Source organism: Paracoccus shanxieyensis (genome assembly GCF_009711265.1).
Taxonomy (GTDB): Bacteria; Pseudomonadota; Alphaproteobacteria; order Rhodobacterales; family Rhodobacteraceae; genus Paracoccus; species Paracoccus shanxieyensis.
In genome coordinates this window covers 57,525-76,601 of the sequence record NZ_WMII01000008.1, presented here as the reverse complement: position 1 = coordinate 76,601, position 19,077 = coordinate 57,525, and the positions used below count along the sequence as shown (strand labels likewise).

Here is a 19,077-nt window from a genome sequence, read left to right as displayed (position 1 = left end):
TAATATAACGCTCATGCCCGAAGCTCCGTCGATCGACCCGTTCCACGATCATGACCACGCCCATTGCACGGCGACCGTGCTGGCGCGGGCCGAAGAACAGGCCCGCGCCGATGGCGTGCGCCTGACGCCGGTGCGCCGCCGCGTGCTGGAGATCCTGCTGGAATCGCACCGGGCCATGGGGGCCTATGACGTGCTGGAACGTCTGGCCGCCGAGGGTTTCGGCAAACAGCCCCCCGTCGCCTATCGCGCGCTGGATTTTCTGGTCGAACAGGGCTTTGCCCATCGGGTGCGCCGCCTGAATGCCTATGCCGCCTGCCTGTCGGAACATCGCGACCACGCGCCCGGCTTTCTGATCTGCCGCAATTGCGAACAGGTGGCCGAGGCCGAAAGTCCCGGTCTGCATGACGCGCTGGCGGCCCTGGCGGCTGAAAGCGGTTTCGTGATCGAACGCAGCACCGTCGAGCTGCTGGGCCTGTGCCGTGCCTGCGCCAAGGCGGAAACGGCGGCGCAGGCATGAGCGCCGCGCTGATTCAGGCGCAAAGCCTTGATGTCAGCCATCCGGGCGCCGACCGCCCGGTGCTGTCGCAGGTCAGCATGGCGATCCATCCCAGGGAAATCGTCACGGTGGTCGGGCCAAACGGGTCAGGCAAATCGACGCTGGTGCGGGCGCTGCTGGGGCAGGTCGCGCCAAGTTCGGGGCAGGTCCGGCGCGCGCAGGGGCTGCGCATCGGCTATGTGCCGCAGCGCGTGCATATCGAACGCGCCATGCCGATGACCGTGCGGCGCTTCCTGTCGCTGCCGGTGCGCGTCAACGACGCGCAGGCCGCCGCGGTGCTGGAGCGGACGGGTGTGCCGGGGCTGGGGCAGCGGCAGATCTCGGCGCTGTCGGGCGGGCAGTTCCAGCGCGTGCTGCTGGCGCGGGCGCTGCTGAACGATCCGCAGCTTCTGGTGCTGGACGAACCGACGCAGGGGCTGGACCAGCCCGGCATCGTCGCCTTCTATCGCCTGATCGAGGAAGTGCGCGCCGAGACCGGGGCAGGCGTGCTGATGGTCAGCCATGATCTGCTGGTCGTGATGCGGGCCTCGGACCGGGTGATCTGCCTGAACGGCCATGTCTGCTGTCAGGGCACGCCGCAGGTCGTCAGCGCCGCGCCGGAATATCGCGCCCTGTTCGGGGCCGAGGCGCAGGGCACGCTGGCGCTGTATCGCCACCGCCACGATCATGACCACGATCATGTGGACGAACATGTCCACGGGCCGGATTGCGGCCATCACCATCCCGCGCAGAAGGCCTGATCCATGCTTGACGATTTCCTGATCCGCGCCGTGATCGCGGGGCTGGGCCTTGTGCTGGCGACGGGCACGCTGGGCAGTTTCGTGGTCTGGCGGCGCATGGCGTATTTCGGCGACTCGACCTCGCACGCGGCCATTCTGGGGGTGGCGCTCAGCTTTGCCTTCGCCATGCCGTTCTATCTGGGCACGCTGGCCGTGGCCGTGGGCATGGCGCTGCTGGTGGCGTGGCTGACCGGGCGCGGGCAGGGCATGGACACCGTGCTGGGCGTCATCGCCCATTCGGCGCTGGCCATGGGTCTGGTCGCGGCCAGCTTTATCCCCAGCCTGCGCGTCAGTCTGGACAGCTTCCTGTTTGGCGACATTCTTGCCGTCACGCGCGCCGATCTGCTGTGGATCTGGGGCGGCGGATTGCTGGTTCTGGGGCTGCTGGTCTGGCGCTGGCAACGGCTTGTCACCGCCTCGGTCAATGAGGAATTGGCCCTTGCCGCCGGGATAAATCCGCGTCACGAACGGCTGATCCTGTCGCTGGCGCTGGCTGTCGTGGTGGCCATCGCGATTCGGATTGTCGGCGCATTGCTGGTCTCGGCCATGCTGATCGTGCCCGCAGCCGCAGCGCGCGGATTCTCCAGAACGCCCGAGCAGATGGCGGGTTCCGCAACTTTTATCGGCGCGCTGGCGGTGATCTGCGGCCTTTTTGCCAGCCTGCGGCTGGATACGCCCGCCGGTCCGTCCATCGTGGTGGTTTCCGCAGGAATTTATGCTGTTTCCCTAGTCCTTTACAGAAAATAACCCATGTCTTTGGCCAAAGGATTGCGGCGGGAACCGGCCAATTCTCGGGCGGCATCTTGCCGAAGCCACAAGGTGCTGGCGAATATGCAACAGTTTCGCCGATGCCGCGAGAAAGCCCCGTCAAGACTGCTTTCCAAGTCATTGGCTTTATGCGACTGTCCTTGCGATGCTGCTGGAGACGGCAGACTTCAAAATACTGAACGGAGCATGATCATGACCAAATTTGCTACCTTTGCGCTGGCCCTGGGCCTGACCGCATCGTCCGCATTCGCAGGCGGCTACGTCGCCCCCGTCGTCGAAGTCGAGCCGGTCGTCGTTGACGAGAAGCCCGCTTCGTCGAACGCTGGCCTCGTCGTCCCCGCCCTGCTGCTGCTGGGCGTTATCGCCGCCGTCGCTTCGGACGACGACGATGATGACGACACGACCAACTGATCTTCCGCAAGGAAGTTTGGTACAGGGGCTGGCCTTCGGGTCAGCCCTTTTCCATTCCGTCCTGCGCAGATCCACTTGCAGTTGCCGACGCTTCCTTACTGGTTGAGCGCCGCAGCTCAGGACAGGATCATGAAAAAGGCCCGCATCGCTGCGGGCCTTTTGCGTGTCAAAGGGGACAGTCGCGCGCCTAGGGGCGCAGTTCCTGAATGGTGACATAGCCCAGATTCGGGCCGATCCATTGGCGCGAGACGGTGATACGCCCACCCTGCACCAGATAGTTGTTCTGGAAGTTCAGCGGCCCGTTCTGGCAGCTTTCCAGCATCACACCCGCCTTGGGGCCGGGGCTGATGGAACAGCTCAGCGTCATCGGACGCTCCAGCCCGTCGCCGGTCCAATAGCGCATGGTGCGGCTGGCCTGACCGCTGCGGCTTGCGCGGATCAGCGCGGCCGACTGCGCGGATTCGGCCACCGACAGGTCGTGGCCCAGACCGCGCGTGCCGACCAGCATCCCGCCGCGCAGCACCAGCGCCTGTTCGTTCGGCGTCATATAGGTGCGCTGCCCGGCATTTTCCCCGGTCATCGCCATGACCTGAGTCGAGCCCTGGCTTTCCAGCCCCACCATGATCAGCGGTCCCGGATTGACCCGCAGCGCGGTTGCGGCCATCTGACCGGGGTCGCGGGCCTCGGCGGGGGCCGCGTCGGCCTTGCGGCTGTCCACGGTCTGCCGCGCGGCCTGAACCAGTTTGGCCGCGACCGAATCCTGACTGCTCATATTGCCGCAGGCGGCCAGCATGGCCAGCGCCGCCCCGCCACATGCGAAACGCATTGCCGTTCCGATCATCGCCAGAACCTCCCCCAACCTTGGTAAAGCTGGCCCGACTGGCTGTCACGGACCTTGTCATAAAGCCGGCCATCGACACGCAGGCGCGAGCCGCCATCACGCGACAACGACCGGATATCGCCACCGACGCGGCGCAGCGACGGATCGCCCGTGCCCCAGCCCAGCGGGATCGAGATGGACACGCCCTTGTCGAACGAGCCTTCGCCGAAATCCTCTTCGGACATGTCGGTCTTGGTGACCCATGCGCCGACGCGCCAGCCATTGGCGAATTGCCGCGATACGGTCAGCGTCGCGCCCTTGTCGCCCGCCAGATACTTGCCGACATCCAGTTGCGCGGCGATGCCGTTCTGGAATTCGTAATAGGCCGAGACATGGCCGGTCGTGACCTCATAATCGCGGAAGCTGAAAGCGTCGCGGAAGTCGCGCTTCTTGACCTTGTTGATCTCGGCGCCCAAGGCCAGCGGCGAGTTCGTCGGATACCACAGCGCCTCGGCCGAGACGCCGCCGAAGCTGCGCTCCAGCAGACCCACGGTCAGGCGGGTATAGACGGTTTCGGTCGGCTTGGCGTAATAGGCCAGCGTCAGGCGCGGGATGGACGGGCTTTTGTTGCCCGAATACATCCGGTTGTCCGACCGCACGCGCGGCACGCCATTGGCGTCGTAATCGGTGTCCAGCGCCTCGTATTCGTCCGGATCCAGACCGCCCGGACCTTCCTGCTTGGTGCTGCCGACGACGCGCTGACGGACCGAACCGGCCAGAACCAGCCCCGGCGTCAATTCGTATTCCATCACGGCCTCGGCCCCCAGCTCATAGCGGAAGGGTTCGTCCGGATCGAAGAGCGAGGTCGAGAAATACGGCTTCAGCGCCCAGCGGAAGCGCGGGAATTCGTCGCGGTTCAAGACCAGATTGCCGGGGCGCGGATCGGCGCTGCTGACCACCGCGACATTGGCGATCTGGCCTGCCTCGGTGTTTTCCAGCCGTTCCACATCCGAGCGGCGCAGCGTGACCGAACTGGTCGGCACGCCATCTTCGGACGAGGTGATGACAAAGGTTTCCACCGAAGGCGGCAGGGCGCGGGTCATCAGGCGCGCGGTGCGGCCCACGGCTTCGGCCTGCTGGATATAGCGGTTGTTGCGGATGCGGACCTCGGCCCGGTTCGCGTCCAGCGCCATGGATTCCAGCGTCTGGCCTTCCTTGGACAGCGCGTCGCCAAGCGCCTTCTGGATCGCGGGCTGCGCGGTCGGATCGGCCGACCATGCGCCCGACCAGCCATCGGGATCGGCCGAGGGCGCGGGGCGCGGACGCACCGGCGCGGGCGCCTTTTCCAGACCCGAGGGGAAGGGGGCCTGACGCGGATCCATCGCCACGCTGAACTGCACGCCGAACTGCTTGCCACCCAGCAGATAGGCGCCAAGCTGATAGTTGTCGCCCATCTGATAGGAGGCGCCCAGATTGATGTTGTTCGACAGGCCTTCCTTGTCGCCCACCCAGATCTCGCGCGCGCAATTGTCGGCATCGCCGGTCTCGCAGGCGTAATCGTCGCCGGAATATTCCGCCGACAGCGACAGCTTGTCCGTGGCCTGCCATGTCACGCTGGCAAAGGGTGCGACATCGCCGCGGAACCACTGGTCGACATTCGGCTTGCCGCCGGTATCCTCATCCGGGCCACCGCGATCGCCGATGCTGCCGATGCTGCCGGAACTGGCCAGACGGCCCCAGCCCAGACCGGCGCTGACACGCAGGCGCGGATTGATGGTCTTGGTCGCAACGATATATTCGCTGCTGTAAAAGCCCGTGCCCATGAAATCCTGCAGGCCGATGGCCATGGCAGGCCGCCAGCCGCCGGGATTTTCGTCCATGAACTGATAGCGCAGATCGAAGCTGCGGTCCCAGATATAGCCGCGCCGCTCATCCGGGGTCAGCACGCCGTCGCCATCGGGATTGATGTCAAAGCGGCCATAGCGCAGCGCCACCGTCAGCCGGGGCAGGGCCTGAAAGATCAGCGTATTGCGCCGCGCCAGATCGGAATAGCTGAGCGTTGCGCCAATCGTCGCATCGGGCAGCATTTCAGCCGTGGGCGTGTCGATCGCGCCGGGCAGACCATAGGCGTTGTAATTCCTGCCGATCAGCGGATCGGCTTGGCCTGACGCCGGCCCAAGGCTGAAAAGCAGCGCCAGCGGCATGGTCGAGGCCATGAGGCGGCGGGTCAGGGTCGAATGGGCGCGCATCGGCGTGTCCTCTCAGGGTGTCATCCCGCGACGTGCTGCGGGCAAGACCCGCGCGTGCAGGACGCGCGGGCCGGGGCTGGGATCATTCGGCCGGCGAGGGGGTCGCTGGCGTCTCGGGTGCAGGCGTCTGGGGTGCAGGCGTTTCAGCGGCGGGCGTTTCGGTCGCCGAGGCCGCTGGCGTCGCGGGCTCTGCCGCCGGAGTTTCGACTGCCGGAGTTTCGACCGCTGGCGTTTCCTCAGCCGTGGGGGCCGGGGGCAGCACGGTTTCCGGAACCGTCGCGGCGGGTGCCGGGGTCGCCGGAGCGGTTTCAGCCGCCGGGGCTTCGGTCGCAGGCGTCGGCGTTGCCGGGGTCGTCGTCTCGCTGGTCGGTGCGGGCGCGGTTTCCGTCGCTGCCGGGGCCGGTTGCGCCGGTCGGGTCGCGGCGGGCGTGGTCCTCGGCTTCGGCGCGGCGGACGAGGCGCGGACCTGCGGCTGCGGCACGCTGTCGGTCGGGGCGGCGCAACCGGTCAGGCGCTGGCTGCCCACGCGCAATTGCGCGGTAAAGGGCGCCGTGCCATCGCCGGTCTGACATTCCGCCGCGCGGATGTTCAGCGAAAAGACCGAGCCGTTCATCGTGCCGATGAATTCGACGCCGCGCCCATAGGTCATGCGGCGCACGGTCACGCCGGTCGACCGCTGGCCGGGACGTTCATAGACCGCCAGCTTGTCGCCCGCCGTCACCGCCCAGCCCGAGCCCATGGCGCGGAAGATCGCGGTGTTCATCGTCGTGGCTTCTGCGGTCGAAATCGCGGTGCCTTCGGTGCCGGTTTCGATCGGCGCCTCCAGCGGCGACACGGTCGGCGGGCCGGAATGCGCCGGAACCTCGGGCTCGTCCGAGCCTTGGAAGGGCAGCTCACCACATGCGGTAAGCGCAACTGTCATCGACAGCACGGCGAAGGCCGAACGGAATTTCATCTGCTCTGTCCCCGGTTACTTGGGTTTTCCTTATGCCATACTGGCTACAGGAACCCCCCCGCCGGGGCAAGCATTCAGCGCCAATCAGCTTAAGCAAAGCCTGTCATTGCGCGGTTAGTTGCGCGGGGGACGCAGCCGCCGCCGTGGCACGCCTCAGCAGTTGGGGACGTTGACCGCCAGCCCGCCCAGCGAGGTTTCCTTGTATTTCTCGGACATGTCGCGGCCGGTCTGGCGCATGGTCTCGATGGCGGCGTCCAGCGGCACGAAATGCTTGCCGTCGCCGCGCAGCGCCAGACTGGCGGCCGAGACCGCCTTGATCGCGCCCAGCCCGTTTCGTTCGATGCAGGGCACCTGCACCAGACCGCGCACCGGATCGCAGGTCATGCCCAGATGATGCTCCAGCGCGATTTCTGCGGCGTTTTCCACCTGTTCGGGCGTGCCGCCCAGCACGGCGCACAGCCCCGCCGCCGCCATGGCGCTGGCGCTGCCGACCTCGGCCTGACAGCCGCATTCCGCGCCCGAGATGCTGGCATTGTGCTTGACCAGCCCGCCGATCGCGGCGGCGGTCAGCAGGAATTCGTCCAGTTGCCGCAGGCTGGCGCCCGGCACATGGTCCAGCCAATAGCGGATGACCGCAGGCACCACGCCCGCCGCGCCATTGGTGGGGGCGGTGACGACCTGACCGCCCGCCGCGTTTTCTTCGTTCACGGCCATGGCATAGATCGACATCCAGTCGTTGATGACATGTGGCGCGGTCAGGTTCATGCCCGCCTCGGCCTTCAGCGCCTCATGGATGCCCGAGGCGCGGCGCCGGATCGACAGCCCGCCCGGCAGGATGCCGCCGGTCGCCAGACCCCGGTCCATGCAGTCGCGCATCACCTGCCAGATCCGCGCGATTCCTTCTGAAATCTGGGCATCCGTGCGGTGAACACGTTCATTTTCGCGCTTCATCTGCGCAATGCTCTTGCCCGATTTTTCAGCCATCTCAAGCATCTCGGCGGCCAGCGCAAAGGGATAGGGCACTTTCGGCGCATCGTCGCTGCGCGTGTCATCGCCACGCGCGGCAAGCTCGGCCTCGGTCATCACGAAGCCGCCGCCGATCGAGTAATAGGTCTGCGAATAAATCACGTCGCCCTGCGCATCGGTGGCCATCAGCATCATGCCATTGGCATGGCCGGGCAGCGCGCGGTCGAAATCGAAGATCAGATCGCGCGCCGGATCAAAGCTCAGATCGCCCAGACCGGCGGGCGACAGGACGCGGCTTTCGCGGTTGGCCTCCAGCGCGGTCTCGGCGGCTTCGGCATCCATGGTTTCGGGCAAAAACCCCGCAAGACCAAGGATTGTTGCGCGATCCGTGGCATGGCCCTTGCCGGTAAAGGCCAGGCTGCCATGCAGGCTGGCGCGCAGGCCCGCAGCATGAAAGGGCTGGCCGCGCAGCGATTCCAGAAAGCGTCCGCCCGCCACCATCGGTCCCATCGTGTGGGACGAGGACGGGCCCACCCCGATCTTGAAAACGTCAAAGACCGACAGAAACATCGCTGGCTACCCTTCCTTGCTTCCCCTTGAATTAGTATTTGCCGACAGCCGATGCCAGAGGCGGTGCGACGCCGAACCTGCACGCCTGCGACATTTGACGGATCACATACTGAACGTTATTTAGGCATAGCGCCCCAAAAAGCAGCACATACCACATCGAGGCAAAAGCCTGCCGATCAGGCAGCCGCCCTTTTCTTTCGCATTGTCAACCAAGCCCCTACGAGTTGCCCCATGAGCATGCCCCAACCCATCACCCTTGGACAGACGCGCCTGGGCCCTTCGGTCTTTCTGGCGCCGATGGCGGGAATCACCGATCTGCCGTTTCGCCGCGCGGTTGCGCGTCACGGCGGGGCGGGGCTGATGGTCAGTGAAATGGTGGCCTCGACCGAGATGGTGACGCCGCGCCCGTCGAACCGGGCTGCGGTCCGGGCCAAGGCGCTGACCGAAGGCGCGCTGCCGGTCAGCGTCCAGATCGCCGGACGCGAGGCGGCGGCCATGGCCGAAACCGCGCGGATCGTGGCGGGCATGGGCGCGCGCATCGTCGACATCAATATGGGCTGCCCGGCCAAGAAGGTGACGGGCGGGCTGTCCGGTGCGGCGCTGATGCGCGATCTGGATCACGCGCTGTCGCTGATCGACGCCGTGGTTGCCGCCGTGCCCGATCTGCCAGTGACGCTGAAGATGCGGCTGGGCTGGGACGAGGATTGCCTGAACGCCGCCGAGCTTGCGGCCCGCGCGACCGATGCCGGGGTGCGGATGCTGACCGTGCATGGCCGCACGCGGGCGCAGTTCTATACCGGGCAGGCCGACTGGTCGCGCATCCGTCAGGTCGCAAATCTGCCGGGCCGTCCGCCGCTGGTCGCCAATGGCGATGTGGTCGATGCCGCCAGCGCCCGCATGGCGCTGTCGCGGTCCGGGGCCGAGGCGGTGATGGTCGGGCGGGGCGCGCAGGGCGCGCCGTGGAAGCTGGCGCAGATCGCGCATAAGCTTTGGGCGACCCCCGCGCCGGCCATTCCCGAAGGCGCAGCGCTTTCCGATGCAATTTCAGAACATTATGAGGACATCCTGTCATTTTACGGTAACGATCTTGGCCTGCGGGTCGCGCGCAAGCATCTGGGCTGGTATGCCGAGGCGAACGGCGCGCCGAACCGCGCCGAACTGATGCGCGCGGCTTCGGCGCAGGCGACGCTTGCGGCCATTCGCGCGGGCTTTGGCGCTGCGGCGGGTGCGGCATGAGGTTTCGCGTCAAGGCCAAGGCGCGGCCGCGCCCCGACATCGCCCCCGACGAAGGCTTCGTGCCGGCCGAGGTTGGGCCGAACTGGTCGGCGCTGCCTTTGCCCGCCATCATCCTTGACGCGCGGGGCCGGATTGCCGGGATGAACGATCTGGCGGAATCCTTTCTGAACCTCTCGCGCCGGTCGGGGATCGGGCAGATGCTGGAAGGCCCCGAGCTGACAAAGCGGCTGCGCATCGTGCCGCCGATGAACGAAATCATCGACAGCGTGCGCGAGGGCCATCACGACGGGCTGAACCGCTCGGGTGTGCGCTTCGAGATCGGCGACCGGCTGGGCGGACATGCCGACCGCGTGGCCACGATCCATGCCGGGCCCGTGCCCAGCCCCGTTGGCGGCACGGTGGTGATGATCGCGCCCAGCGAAAGCGCGGGGCGGCTGGGGCAGGGGCGCGCCGTGCGCTCGGCGGCGCGTCAGGCCATCGGCATGGCCGAGATGCTGGCGCATGAGATCAAGAACCCGCTGGCGGGCATTCGTGGCGCAGCGCAGCTGATCGGCATGAACCTTGCCCCGGAGGACCGCGATCTGGCCGATCTGATCGTGATGGAATCGCGTCGCATCGTCGAATTGCTGGATCAGGTGGAACGTTTCGGCGACACCTCGGCGCCCAAGCTGACCGAGGTCAACATCCATGACGTGCTGGAGCGTGTGCGCCGGTCCGCCATCGCGGGCTTTGGCAAGGGCATGAAGATCGTGCCGGATTACGATCCCTCGCTGCCTGCCGCGCTGGCCGATAACGACCAGTTGGTGCAGGTCTGCCTGAATCTGGTCAAGAACGCCGTCGAGGCGATCCGCCGCGCCGGGCAGGACACCGGCACGATCCGGATGCGCAGCTTCTATGACGGCACGCTGCGCATGGCGCCCACCGAGGCCGAGCCTCAGGGCCGCAGCCTGCCCTTGCAGATCGAGATCGAGGATGACGGCCCCGGCATCCCCGACAATATCGCCGAGGAAATCTTCGAGCCCTTCGTCTCGGGCCGTGAAAACGGCACCGGGCTGGGGCTGGCGCTGGTTTCCAAGATCATTACCGACCACGGCGCATGGATCGCCGTGGACAGCCGGCCCGGCCGCACCGTTTTCCGCATCTCCCTTCCCAAAGCCTGAGGACACCATGGACGGAACCGTTCTTATCGCTGATGACGACCGCACCATCCGCACCGTTTTGACTCAGGCCCTGACGCGCGCGGGATGCCGCGTTCACGCCACAGGGTCTCTGGCCCAGCTTCTGCGATGGGTCGAGGAGGGGCGCGGCGATCTGGTCATCAGCGACGTGATGATGCCCGATGGCAATGGCATCGACATGATCCCCTCGATCCGCAAGGTGCGGTCCGACCTGCCGGTCATCGTCATCTCGGCGCAGAACACCATCGTCACCGCCATCCGCGCGACCGAGGCCGAGGCGTTCGATTATCTGCCCAAGCCCTTCGATCTGCCCGATCTGATGGTGCGGGCGGGGCAGGCGCTGTCGCGGCGCACCCGCAAATCCGACCCGACGCCGACCGGGCTGCCCTCGCCCGAGGCGGCGGATCCGTCGCTGCCGCTGATCGGCCATGCGCCCGCGATGCAGAACCTGTTCCGTATGGTCGCCCGCGTGCTGAATGCCGACCTGCCGGTGATGATCGCCGGTGAGGCGGGGGTGGGCAAGACCGTGGTGGCGCGGTCGTTCCATGACCTGTCCGACCGCCGCGATGCGGGCTTTGCCGTGCTGACCTCGGCCGATCTGTCCGAGGAGGCGATTGCGCGGGCGGGCGAACGCGCCTCGGGCGGGACGCTGCTGATCGAGGATCCGGCGGGCTTCGGCACCGCCGCGCAGGCCCGGCTGATCGGTCTGATCGAGGCATGGGAGGTCGGCCCCGGCCGCAACCAGATGCCGCGCCTTGTGTCGACCACCGGCCCAGAGCCGCAGGCCGATGTCGCGGCGGGCCGTCTGCGCGCCGATCTGTATTACCGGCTGGCGGGCGTGACCGTCACCGTGCCGCCGCTGCGGTCGCGTGTCGATGACATCCCGCCGCTGGCGCGTCACCTGCTGGCGCGTGCGGCCGCGCAGGGCCTGCCGCAGCGCAGCCTGACCGAAGGCGCGACCGCGCTGGTGCGCAGCTACGCCTTTCCGGGCAATGTGCGCGAATTGGAAAACCTGATGCGCCGTCTGGCGCTGACCGCCGCCGCGACCGAGATTACCGAGGCCGAGGTCCGCACCGCGCTGGCCGAATCCGCGCCGCTGGCCTCGGCGGCAAGCGCCCAGCAAGCCGCGCCCGCGCCGCGCCCGGTCGTCGTGGCCAGCACGCCCGCGCCGGCCGCGCCCTCCAGCCCCGCCCCGGTGACGCCGATTGCGGAATCCGGCAATGCCCGGCTGTCGCAATCGGTCGAGATGCATTTGCAGCGTTACTTCGACCTGCATGGCGACCAGTTGCCGCCGCCCGGCCTTTATGACCGCATCCTGCGCGAAATCGAAAAGCCGCTGCTGGAAATCGCGCTGGATGCAACCGGAGGTAATCAGCTGCGCTGTGCCGATTTGCTGGGGATCAACCGCAATACGTTGCGCAAGAAGCTGACCGACCTGAATATCGAGGTGACACGGCGCCGCAAACTGATGTAAAACGGCCACAGAGGGTCGCGCCAGAGTCACGCAGCGGCCACATAACAGCCGCGCCAAAGCGGCGAAACCGTGAGGTCGGGCGAGTTGGCGGGAACGCTGTCCAGAGGCACATGGCAACGCGTCGCAAGGATGCGTCGCCTTCGGTTTTGGCGCAATGCGGCGACATTGGGTCTGGCCGTGCTGGGTCCGGTGCTGGCGGCCCTGACCTTCGCGGTGATGGGGCCGTTTGCCGAGGCCGCCTCGGGCGGGCGGCAGTTGCGGCTGGTTCTGCTGGCCGACCTGCTTTACCTGATCGCGCTGACCGGCATGGTGGTGGCCCGCATGGCCGGACTGGTGGCCGCGCGCCGCAAATCCGCCGCCGGGTCGCGTCTGCACATGCGGCTGGTCGGCGTCTTTGCCACTATTGCGCTGGTGCCCACGGTGCTGGTGGCGCTGTTTGCCGGGCTGACCGTCAATATCGGGCTTGAGGGCTGGTTCTCGAACCGGGTGCAGCATGTGGTGCAAAGCTCGATGGCCGCGGCCGAGGCCTATCAGGACGAACACCGCCGCGACCTGACGAACGATGCCCGCCTGCTGGCCGGGGCGCTGACGCAGGCGGCGCGGCAGAACCCGCTGCTGGACGATGGCGATCTGCGGCTGCTTCTGGGCGATTATCAGGCCCAGATCCAGCGCGGCCTGCGCGAGGCCTATATCATCGACGGGCGCGGCACGATCCGCGCGCGGGGCGAACGCAGCTATCAGTTCTGGTATGAACAGCCCGCCCCCGGTGATTTCGATCAGGCCAAATCGCAGGGGCTGGTGCTGATCCAGGACTGGCAGAACAACGAATTCCGCGCGCTTGTGCCGCTGCCGCCGCTGGCCGACCGGTTCCTGTATGTCACGCGCGATGTGGACGGCAAGCTGCTGAGCCTGCTGGACGACACGCGCCAGAGCGTCGGCCAGTATCAGCAGCTTGAAGCCGACCGGGGCAAGGTGCTTTTGCGCTTTTCGCTGCTGTATCTGGGCTTTGCGCTGCTTCTGGTCGTGGCCGCCATGTGGCTGGGCCTGTGGTTCGCCGACCGCCTGTCGCGTCCCATCGGTCGGCTGGCCGAGGCGTCGGAGCAGGTCGGCAAGGGCAATCTGGATCTGCAGATCCCCGAACCCGATACCGGCGACGAAATCCAGACGCTGGGCCAAAGCTTCAACCGCATGACGCGCCAGCTGAAAACCCAGCATCAGGAACTGGTCGAAAGCTACCGCACGGCGGACGATCAGCGGCGGCTGTTCGACAGCGTGCTGTCCTCGGTCACGGCGGGGGTGATCGGGCTGGATGCGGCCGGGGAAATCGACTTTCTGAACCGCTCGGCCTCGCGGCTTCTGGGGATCGAACCGGCGCAGGCGCATGACCGGCTGCTGTCCGAGGTCGCGCCCGAATTCGCGCCGCTCTTTGACAAGCTGGGCCAGTCCGTCAACGAATCCGTGCAGGACGAAATCCGCCTGAACCGCGACGGGCGCATCGAAAGCCTGCTGGTGCGCATGGCCATCCGGCGCGGCGCGGCGGGCGGGCTGGAAGGCTATGTCGTGGCGCTGGACGATGTGACGGATCTGGTCTCGGCGCAGCGCATGGCGGCATGGGGCGATGTGGCGCGCCGCGTCGCGCATGAGATCAAGAACCCGCTGACGCCGATCCAGCTGTCCGCCGAACGCCTGCGCCGCAAGTTCAGCCCCATCGCGGGGGATGAGCGCGACACGCTGGAACAATATACCGAAGTCATCATCCGCCAGACCAATGACCTGCGCCGGATCGTCGACGAATTCTCGCGCTTTGCCCGGATGCCGGAACCCGACCGCAAGGAAACCGACATCGCCAAGCTGCTGCGCGATGCCGAACTGATGCAGCGCGATGCGTTGCAGGGCGCGCTGGTCAGCGACATTCCCGCCGAGCCGGTCATCGTCGATGCCGATCAGGGCATGATGCGGCAGGTCTTTACCAACCTGCTGAAGAACGCGGGCGAGGCGCTTGACGAAATGCGCGCCGACCCGCCCGTGGGCTGGCAGCCGCAGGTCCGCGTGCAGATGCAGGCCGCGCCCGATGCGGTGACGATCCGCATCACCGATAACGGCACCGGCCTGCCCGAGGACCGCTCGCGGCTGTTTGAACCTTATGTCACGATGAAACAGGGCGGCACTGGCCTGGGCCTGCCCATTTGCAAGAAGATCGTCGAGGAACATGGCGGCAGCCTGACCTTGGGCGACGCGCCCGGACAGCAGGGCGCCATGGCCGAAATCCGTCTGCCCCGAGAACGCCAGCCGGTGCGCCTGTCCGCACGGCGCCAGAAACATGAGCAGGATCCAGTGAAATGAGTGACATCCTTATCGTCGACGACGAAAAAGACATCCGCGAGCTGATCGCCGACATTCTGCGCGACGAAGGGTTCCAGACGCGCATGGCTGCGAATTCGGATCAGGCCGTGGCCGAGCTGAACGTGGGCGAACCTGCGCTGATGATTCTGGATATCTGGCTGAAGGACAGCAAGATGGACGGGATCGACATCCTGAAACAGGTCAAGCGCAACAATCCCGACGTGCCGGTGGTCATCATCTCGGGGCATGGCAATATCGAGATCGCGGTCGCGGCGATCAAGCAGGGCGCCTATGACTTCATCGAAAAGCCCTTCAATATCGACCAGTTGCTGGTGGTGATCCGCCGCGCGATGGAAACCTCGCGGCTGCGGCGGGAAAACACCACGCTGAAACGCGGCGAGGCCCGCTCGGGCGAGATGCTGGGCAATTCGGCGCAGTTCCGGCGGCTGCGCGAACAACTGGACAAGGTGTCGAAATCGAATGGCCGGGTGATGCTGACGGGCGAGCCGGGCGCAGGCAAGGAACTGGCCGCGCGCTATGTGCATGCCCACAGCGCCCGGGCGCGCGCGCCCTTCATCACCGTGCCCTGCGCCACGGTCGAACCCGAACATCTGGAAGAGATCTTGTTCGGTCGCGAAACCCCCGAACGCGGGATCGAGCCGGGCCTGCTGGAACAGGCTCATGGCGGCGTGATCTATTTCGACGAAGTGGCCGACATGCCGCTGGGCACGCAACCCAAGATCCTGCGCGTACTGACCGAACAACAGTTCCAGCGCGCGGGTGGCACCGACAAGGTGCGGGTCGATCTGCGCGTCATCTCCTCGACCAATCGTGATCTGGCGGTCGAGATCGCGGCAGGCCGCTTCCGGCAGGAGCTTTACGACCGGCTGAACGTGGTGCCTGTCGCCGTGCCCTCGCTGTCGGAACGGCGCGACGACATCCTGCTGCTGGCGGAACATTTCATTGAACATTTCCACGCGGCCCAAGGCCTGCCGCAGCGCGATCTGCCCGAAGAGACCCTTGCGACGCTGCAGGCCATGTCCTGGCCCGGAAACATCCGCCAATTGCGCAACGTGATCGAACGCGTGCTGATCCTTGGAGATGGCACCGGCCCGATCCAGCCCGCCGAGCTGGAAAGCCAGGGCAGCGCCGGCGCTTCGGGCGATGCGCTGGCTCTTGGCCCGCAGATCACCAGCCTTGCCCTGCGCGAAGCCCGCGAGCTGTTCGAGCGCGAATACCTGCTGGCCCAGATCAACCGCTTCGGCGGCAATATCAGCCGCACCGCGCAATTCGTCGGCATGGAACGCTCGGCCCTGCACCGCAAGCTGAAATCGCTGGGCGTGGTCGGCGGCATGCGCGCCGAGGAAGAGATGATGGGCAAATAACCCCGGCCATGGCGCGGGTGGCACGGCTGCAATGAGTATTTGAGGAACGAAGAAACTGAAGGTTGCGCCCCGACCACCCCCGCGGGTCAGGCGGGACGGGTTTTTGCCCAATGGCCGGGGCGGCTTCTCCGTTCGCGGTCATCGGCTCTCCAGCCTGTACCGCGCCGACCACCATAAAGCCGCAAGGTTAAGCCCGCCTTAACGGCTTCTTCGTTCTTCAAATACTCATGCGGCATTTCAGCCAGCGGGACGGTCATGGTTTTCGCTATACCGGTCGGCCGCGCGGCAGGTTAGGATCGCGGACAAGCAGCGGCGCATCGGGGACGGCATGAAGATCATCATCTGCGGGGCCGGTCAGGTCGGCTGGCATATCGCGCGGCATCTTTCGGGCGAGCGCAACGATGTCACCATCATCGACACCAATGCCGAGCTGATCCGCCGCGCCACCGATGCGCTGGATGTGCAGGGCGTCACCGGCTTTGCCAGCCATCCCGACGTGTTGGACCGGGCAGGGGCGCGCGATGCCGATCTGATCATCGCCGCCACCCATTCCGATGAGGTGAACATGGTCACCTGTCAGGTGGCGCATTCCGTCTTTCAGGTCTCGCGAAAGATCGCCCGGCTGCGCAGTTCGGCCTATCTGGATGCGATCTGGTCGGATCTGTATCGCACCGACCATCTGCCCATCGATGTCGTCATCAGCCCCGAGCGCGAGGTGGCCCGTGCCGCGTTGCAGCGGCTTTCCGCGCCCTCGACCTTCGATGCCGAGACCTTCATCGGTGGCAAGCTGCATCTGCTGGGCATCTCGCTGGATCCGGACAGTCCGGTGCTGAACACCCCCCTGCGCCAGCTTGACGAGATGTTCACCAGCCTGTCGGCCATCGTGGCCGGGGTCAGGCGCGGCGGGCGGTTGTTTGCGCCCGAGCCGGGCGATCAGCTGTTCGCCGGCGACCAGATCTATGTCTTTACCCTCAGCGAGGATGTGCCGCGCACGCTGGAGATCTTTGGCAAGCCCGCTGAAAAACAGAACAGCGTCGTCATCATCGGCGCGGGCAATGTCGGGCTTGCCGTCGCTCAGGCGCTGGAGGCGCGGCCGGACCGGGTCAGGGTGCGTCTGATCGAACGCGACCGGGGCCGGGCCGAGGATGCGGCCGATGCGCTGAACCGCACCATCGTGCTGAACGGCGACGGGCTGTCGGCGGAGCTTCTGGAAGAGGCAGCCGTGCCGCGCGCTGACGCGGTGCTGGCGATCACCGATGACGACAAGACCAATATCCTCGCCGCCGTCCGGGCCAAGCAGGCGGGGGCGAAGCTGGCGATTTCGCTGGTCAACGATCCGACGCTGATGACGCTGATGGAGCCTTTGGATATCGACGCCTTCATCAATCCGCGTGCCAGCACGGTCTCGACCATCCTGCGTCATATCCGGCATGGCCGGGTGCGCGACATCTATTCCATCGGCGATGCCGAGGCCGAGGTGATCGAGGCGCAGGTGCTGTCGACCTCGCCCATTGCCGGGCGGCCGATCCGCGATATCGAATTTCCCGAAGGCGTGCTGCTGGGCGCGGTGCAGAAAGGCCAGCGCGTGGTCAAGCCCAGCGGCGATCTGCGCATCGACGAGGGCGATATCATCGTGATCTTTGCCCTTGCCGCCGATGTTCCCGAGGTCGAGCGCCTGCTTCAGGTCTCGATCGACTTCTTCTGAGGGGCGGGGGATGCGGGTTCTGTTGCGCCTGCCGCTGCTGGTGATCCTTGCGGGGATCGTGTCGCTGGCGATGATCCTGCCGGGGCTGCACGCCCATGCGCGCGACGATCATCAGATCGGCTCGGCGTTTCTGGGCAGCGCCGGGCTGTTCTTCGTGCTGTCGGCCATCTTCGGCATCGCCACCGCCGACCGGCCCGACCGATCGCGTCCGCGCAGCGTGCTGCTGACCATGCTGGGCGCGATGGTCGGTCTGCCCGCGCTGATGGCCGTGCCCTTTCTGCTGTGTCTGCCCGATACCGGCTTTTTCAATGCCTGGTGGGAGATGGTGTCCTGCCTGACCACGACGGGCGCCACGCTTTACGATGCCGAGCGGCTGGCGCCGTCCTTGCATCTGTGGCGCGCGCTGGTGGGCTGGATGGGCGGGCTGTTCATGCTGGTCGCCGCTGTCGCGCTGCTGGCGCCTTTGCGCGTCGGCGGCTTCGAGATCATGGCGACTCCTTATGGCCGCAATGAGCGGTTCGAGCGTTTGCCGCGCTCCGCCGAGGTGCCCCGGCACGTCACGCATCTGTCCGCCCCGGATTTCCGCACCGAGATGAGCGATCCTGTCTATCGCACCGCGCGGTCGCTGCGTCAGGTCTTTCCGCTTTATGCCGGTCTGACGCTGGTGATGTGGGTGCTGCTGCTGATCGCCGGAGAGCCGGGGCTGATCGCGCTGACCCGGGCGCTGGGCACGCTGTCGACCAGTGGCATCAGCCCGGTTTCGGGCGGCGCGTCCCAGCAATCCGGCGTCGTGGGCGAGATGATCATCTTCGTCTTTCTGATCCCGGCCTTGTCGCGGCGGTTCTGGCCGGGGGGTGGTGAGTTGCAGACCTCGGATCGCTGGACGCAGGATCCCGAGCTGAACCTTGCGGCGGGGGTCGTGCTGTTCGTCGCGGGGATGTTGTTTCTGCGCCATTTTCTGGGGGCCATCGAGGTGGCTCCGGGGGGCGCTCCGGGGGTGCTGGCCTCGGTGGACAGTGCGCTGTCCGCGGCATGGGGCGGGATTTTCAATGGGCTGAGCTATCTGACCACGACCGGCTGGAACTCGGTCGAGTGGCAGGGCGCGCGCAACTGGTCGGGGATCAGTTCGCCCGGTCTGATGCTGGCGGGGCTGGCGATGATGGGGGGCGGGGTCGCGACCACGGCGGGCGGCGTCAAGCTGTTGCGCGTCTATGCGCTGGCGCGTCATTCCGAACGCGAGCTGGAAAAGATCGTGCATCCGGCCTCGGTCGGGGGCGGCGGGCTGATGGCGCGGAGGCTGCGCAATGAAGGGGCCTATCTGGCCTTCATCTTCTTCATGCTGTTTGCCAGTTCCATCGCGGTCGTGGTCACGCTGATTTCGCTGCAACAGATCGAATTCGACAGCGCCACCATCCTATCGATCGCCGCGCTGACCAATACCGGACCGCTGGCAGGCGCGATCCCGATGACGCCGGTCTTTCAGGGCAGCGCCGGCATGGCGGGCGCGCCATGGGAGGGCTGGGCCGGTCTGCCGGTCCTGACCAAGGCCATCCTTGCCGGGGCGATGATCGTGGGCCGGGTCGAGACGCTGGCCATTCTTGCGCTGTTTTCCCCGGATTTCTGGCGCAGATAGCGGCGGCGGGCGGGGCATTGCGGCAACGCTTGCCAGCTTTGCCCATCAC

Annotated in this window: 15 protein-coding genes; 11 read left to right on the top strand and 4 right to left on the bottom strand. The window is 66.4% G+C overall.

Translation table 11 applies throughout. From position 1 onward, the window contains the following. The first annotated feature begins 13 nt into the window (after positions 1-13). From GL284_RS10080 to GL284_RS10065, 4 genes are all read left to right on the top strand, one after another. Positions 14-517, top strand: coding sequence for a Fur family transcriptional regulator (locus tag GL284_RS10080; RefSeq protein ID WP_155044481.1), 504 nt, complete (start codon positions 14-16; stop codon positions 515-517). After that, positions 514-1,296: a metal ABC transporter ATP-binding protein gene (locus tag GL284_RS10075; RefSeq protein WP_155044480.1), complete on the top strand. Its 783-nt coding sequence runs from the start codon at positions 514-516 to the stop codon at positions 1,294-1,296. The genes GL284_RS10080 and GL284_RS10075 overlap by 4 nt, the downstream gene beginning before the upstream one ends. Positions 1,297-1,299: 3 nt before the next feature. After that, entirely contained in the window at positions 1,300-2,082 is a 783-nt protein-coding gene (locus GL284_RS10070) for a metal ABC transporter permease (protein ID WP_155044478.1), read from the top strand. A 213-nt stretch (positions 2,083-2,295) separates the two neighbouring features. Beyond that, positions 2,296-2,514 carry a hypothetical protein gene (locus tag GL284_RS10065; protein WP_425274236.1) on the top strand — a complete coding sequence of 73 codons (219 nt, stop codon included), beginning with the start codon at positions 2,296-2,298 and terminating at the stop codon, positions 2,512-2,514. Positions 2,515-2,701: 187 nt separating this feature from the next. Here GL284_RS10065 and GL284_RS10060 read toward each other — a convergent pair whose 3' ends face one another. From GL284_RS10060 to GL284_RS10045, 4 genes are all read right to left on the bottom strand, one after another. Beyond that, entirely contained in the window at positions 2,702-3,340 is a 639-nt protein-coding gene (locus GL284_RS10060) for a YjbF family lipoprotein (protein ID WP_230383015.1), read from the bottom strand. A gap of 11 nt (positions 3,341-3,351) precedes the next feature. After that, positions 3,352-5,583 carry a YjbH domain-containing protein gene (locus GL284_RS10055; RefSeq protein WP_155044473.1) on the bottom strand — a complete coding sequence of 744 codons (2,232 nt, stop codon included), beginning with the start codon at positions 5,581-5,583 and terminating at the stop codon, positions 3,352-3,354. A gap of 82 nt (positions 5,584-5,665) precedes the next feature. Further along, the gene (locus tag GL284_RS10050; RefSeq protein ID WP_155044471.1) at positions 5,666-6,538 is read right to left on the bottom strand and encodes a hypothetical protein; all 873 of its coding nucleotides are present in this window, start codon (positions 6,536-6,538) and stop codon (positions 5,666-5,668) included. Between the two features lie 153 nt (positions 6,539-6,691). Continuing rightward, on the bottom strand, positions 6,692-8,074 hold the full coding sequence (locus GL284_RS10045) for an L-serine ammonia-lyase (RefSeq protein ID WP_155044470.1): 1,383 nt from the start codon (positions 8,072-8,074) through the stop codon (positions 6,692-6,694). Between the two features lie 231 nt (positions 8,075-8,305). Here GL284_RS10045 and dusB point away from each other — a divergent pair, with 231 nt between their 5' ends. From dusB to GL284_RS10005, 7 genes are all read left to right on the top strand, one after another. After that, entirely contained in the window at positions 8,306-9,310 is a 1,005-nt protein-coding gene (gene dusB / locus GL284_RS10040; RefSeq protein ID WP_155044469.1) for a tRNA dihydrouridine synthase DusB, read from the top strand. Further along, complete coding sequence (locus GL284_RS10035) at positions 9,307-10,470, top strand: two-component system sensor histidine kinase NtrB (protein ID WP_155044468.1); 1,164 nt, start codon at positions 9,307-9,309, stop codon at positions 10,468-10,470. Before dusB ends, GL284_RS10035 begins: the two co-directional genes overlap by 4 nt. A 7-nt stretch (positions 10,471-10,477) precedes the next feature. Beyond that, on the top strand, positions 10,478-11,962 hold the full coding sequence (locus GL284_RS10030) for a response regulator (RefSeq protein ID WP_155044467.1): 1,485 nt from the start codon (positions 10,478-10,480) through the stop codon (positions 11,960-11,962). A gap of 129 nt (positions 11,963-12,091) precedes the next feature. After that, positions 12,092-14,305 carry a sensor histidine kinase NtrY-like gene (locus GL284_RS10025; RefSeq protein ID WP_155044466.1) on the top strand — a complete coding sequence of 738 codons (2,214 nt, stop codon included), beginning with the start codon at positions 12,092-12,094 and terminating at the stop codon, positions 14,303-14,305. Next, positions 14,302-15,690: a nitrogen assimilation response regulator NtrX gene (gene ntrX / locus GL284_RS10020; RefSeq protein WP_155044465.1), complete on the top strand. Its 1,389-nt coding sequence runs from the start codon at positions 14,302-14,304 to the stop codon at positions 15,688-15,690. The genes GL284_RS10025 and ntrX overlap by 4 nt, the downstream gene beginning before the upstream one ends. Positions 15,691-16,018: 328 nt before the next feature. Next, positions 16,019-17,395, top strand: a complete 1,377-nt coding sequence (trkA, locus tag GL284_RS10010; protein WP_155044463.1) for a Trk system potassium transporter TrkA — start codon at positions 16,019-16,021, stop codon at positions 17,393-17,395. A 10-nt stretch (positions 17,396-17,405) separates the two neighbouring features. Then, positions 17,406-19,028: a TrkH family potassium uptake protein gene (locus tag GL284_RS10005; protein WP_155044462.1), complete on the top strand. Its 1,623-nt coding sequence runs from the start codon at positions 17,406-17,408 to the stop codon at positions 19,026-19,028. Positions 19,029-19,077 lie beyond the last annotated feature (49 nt).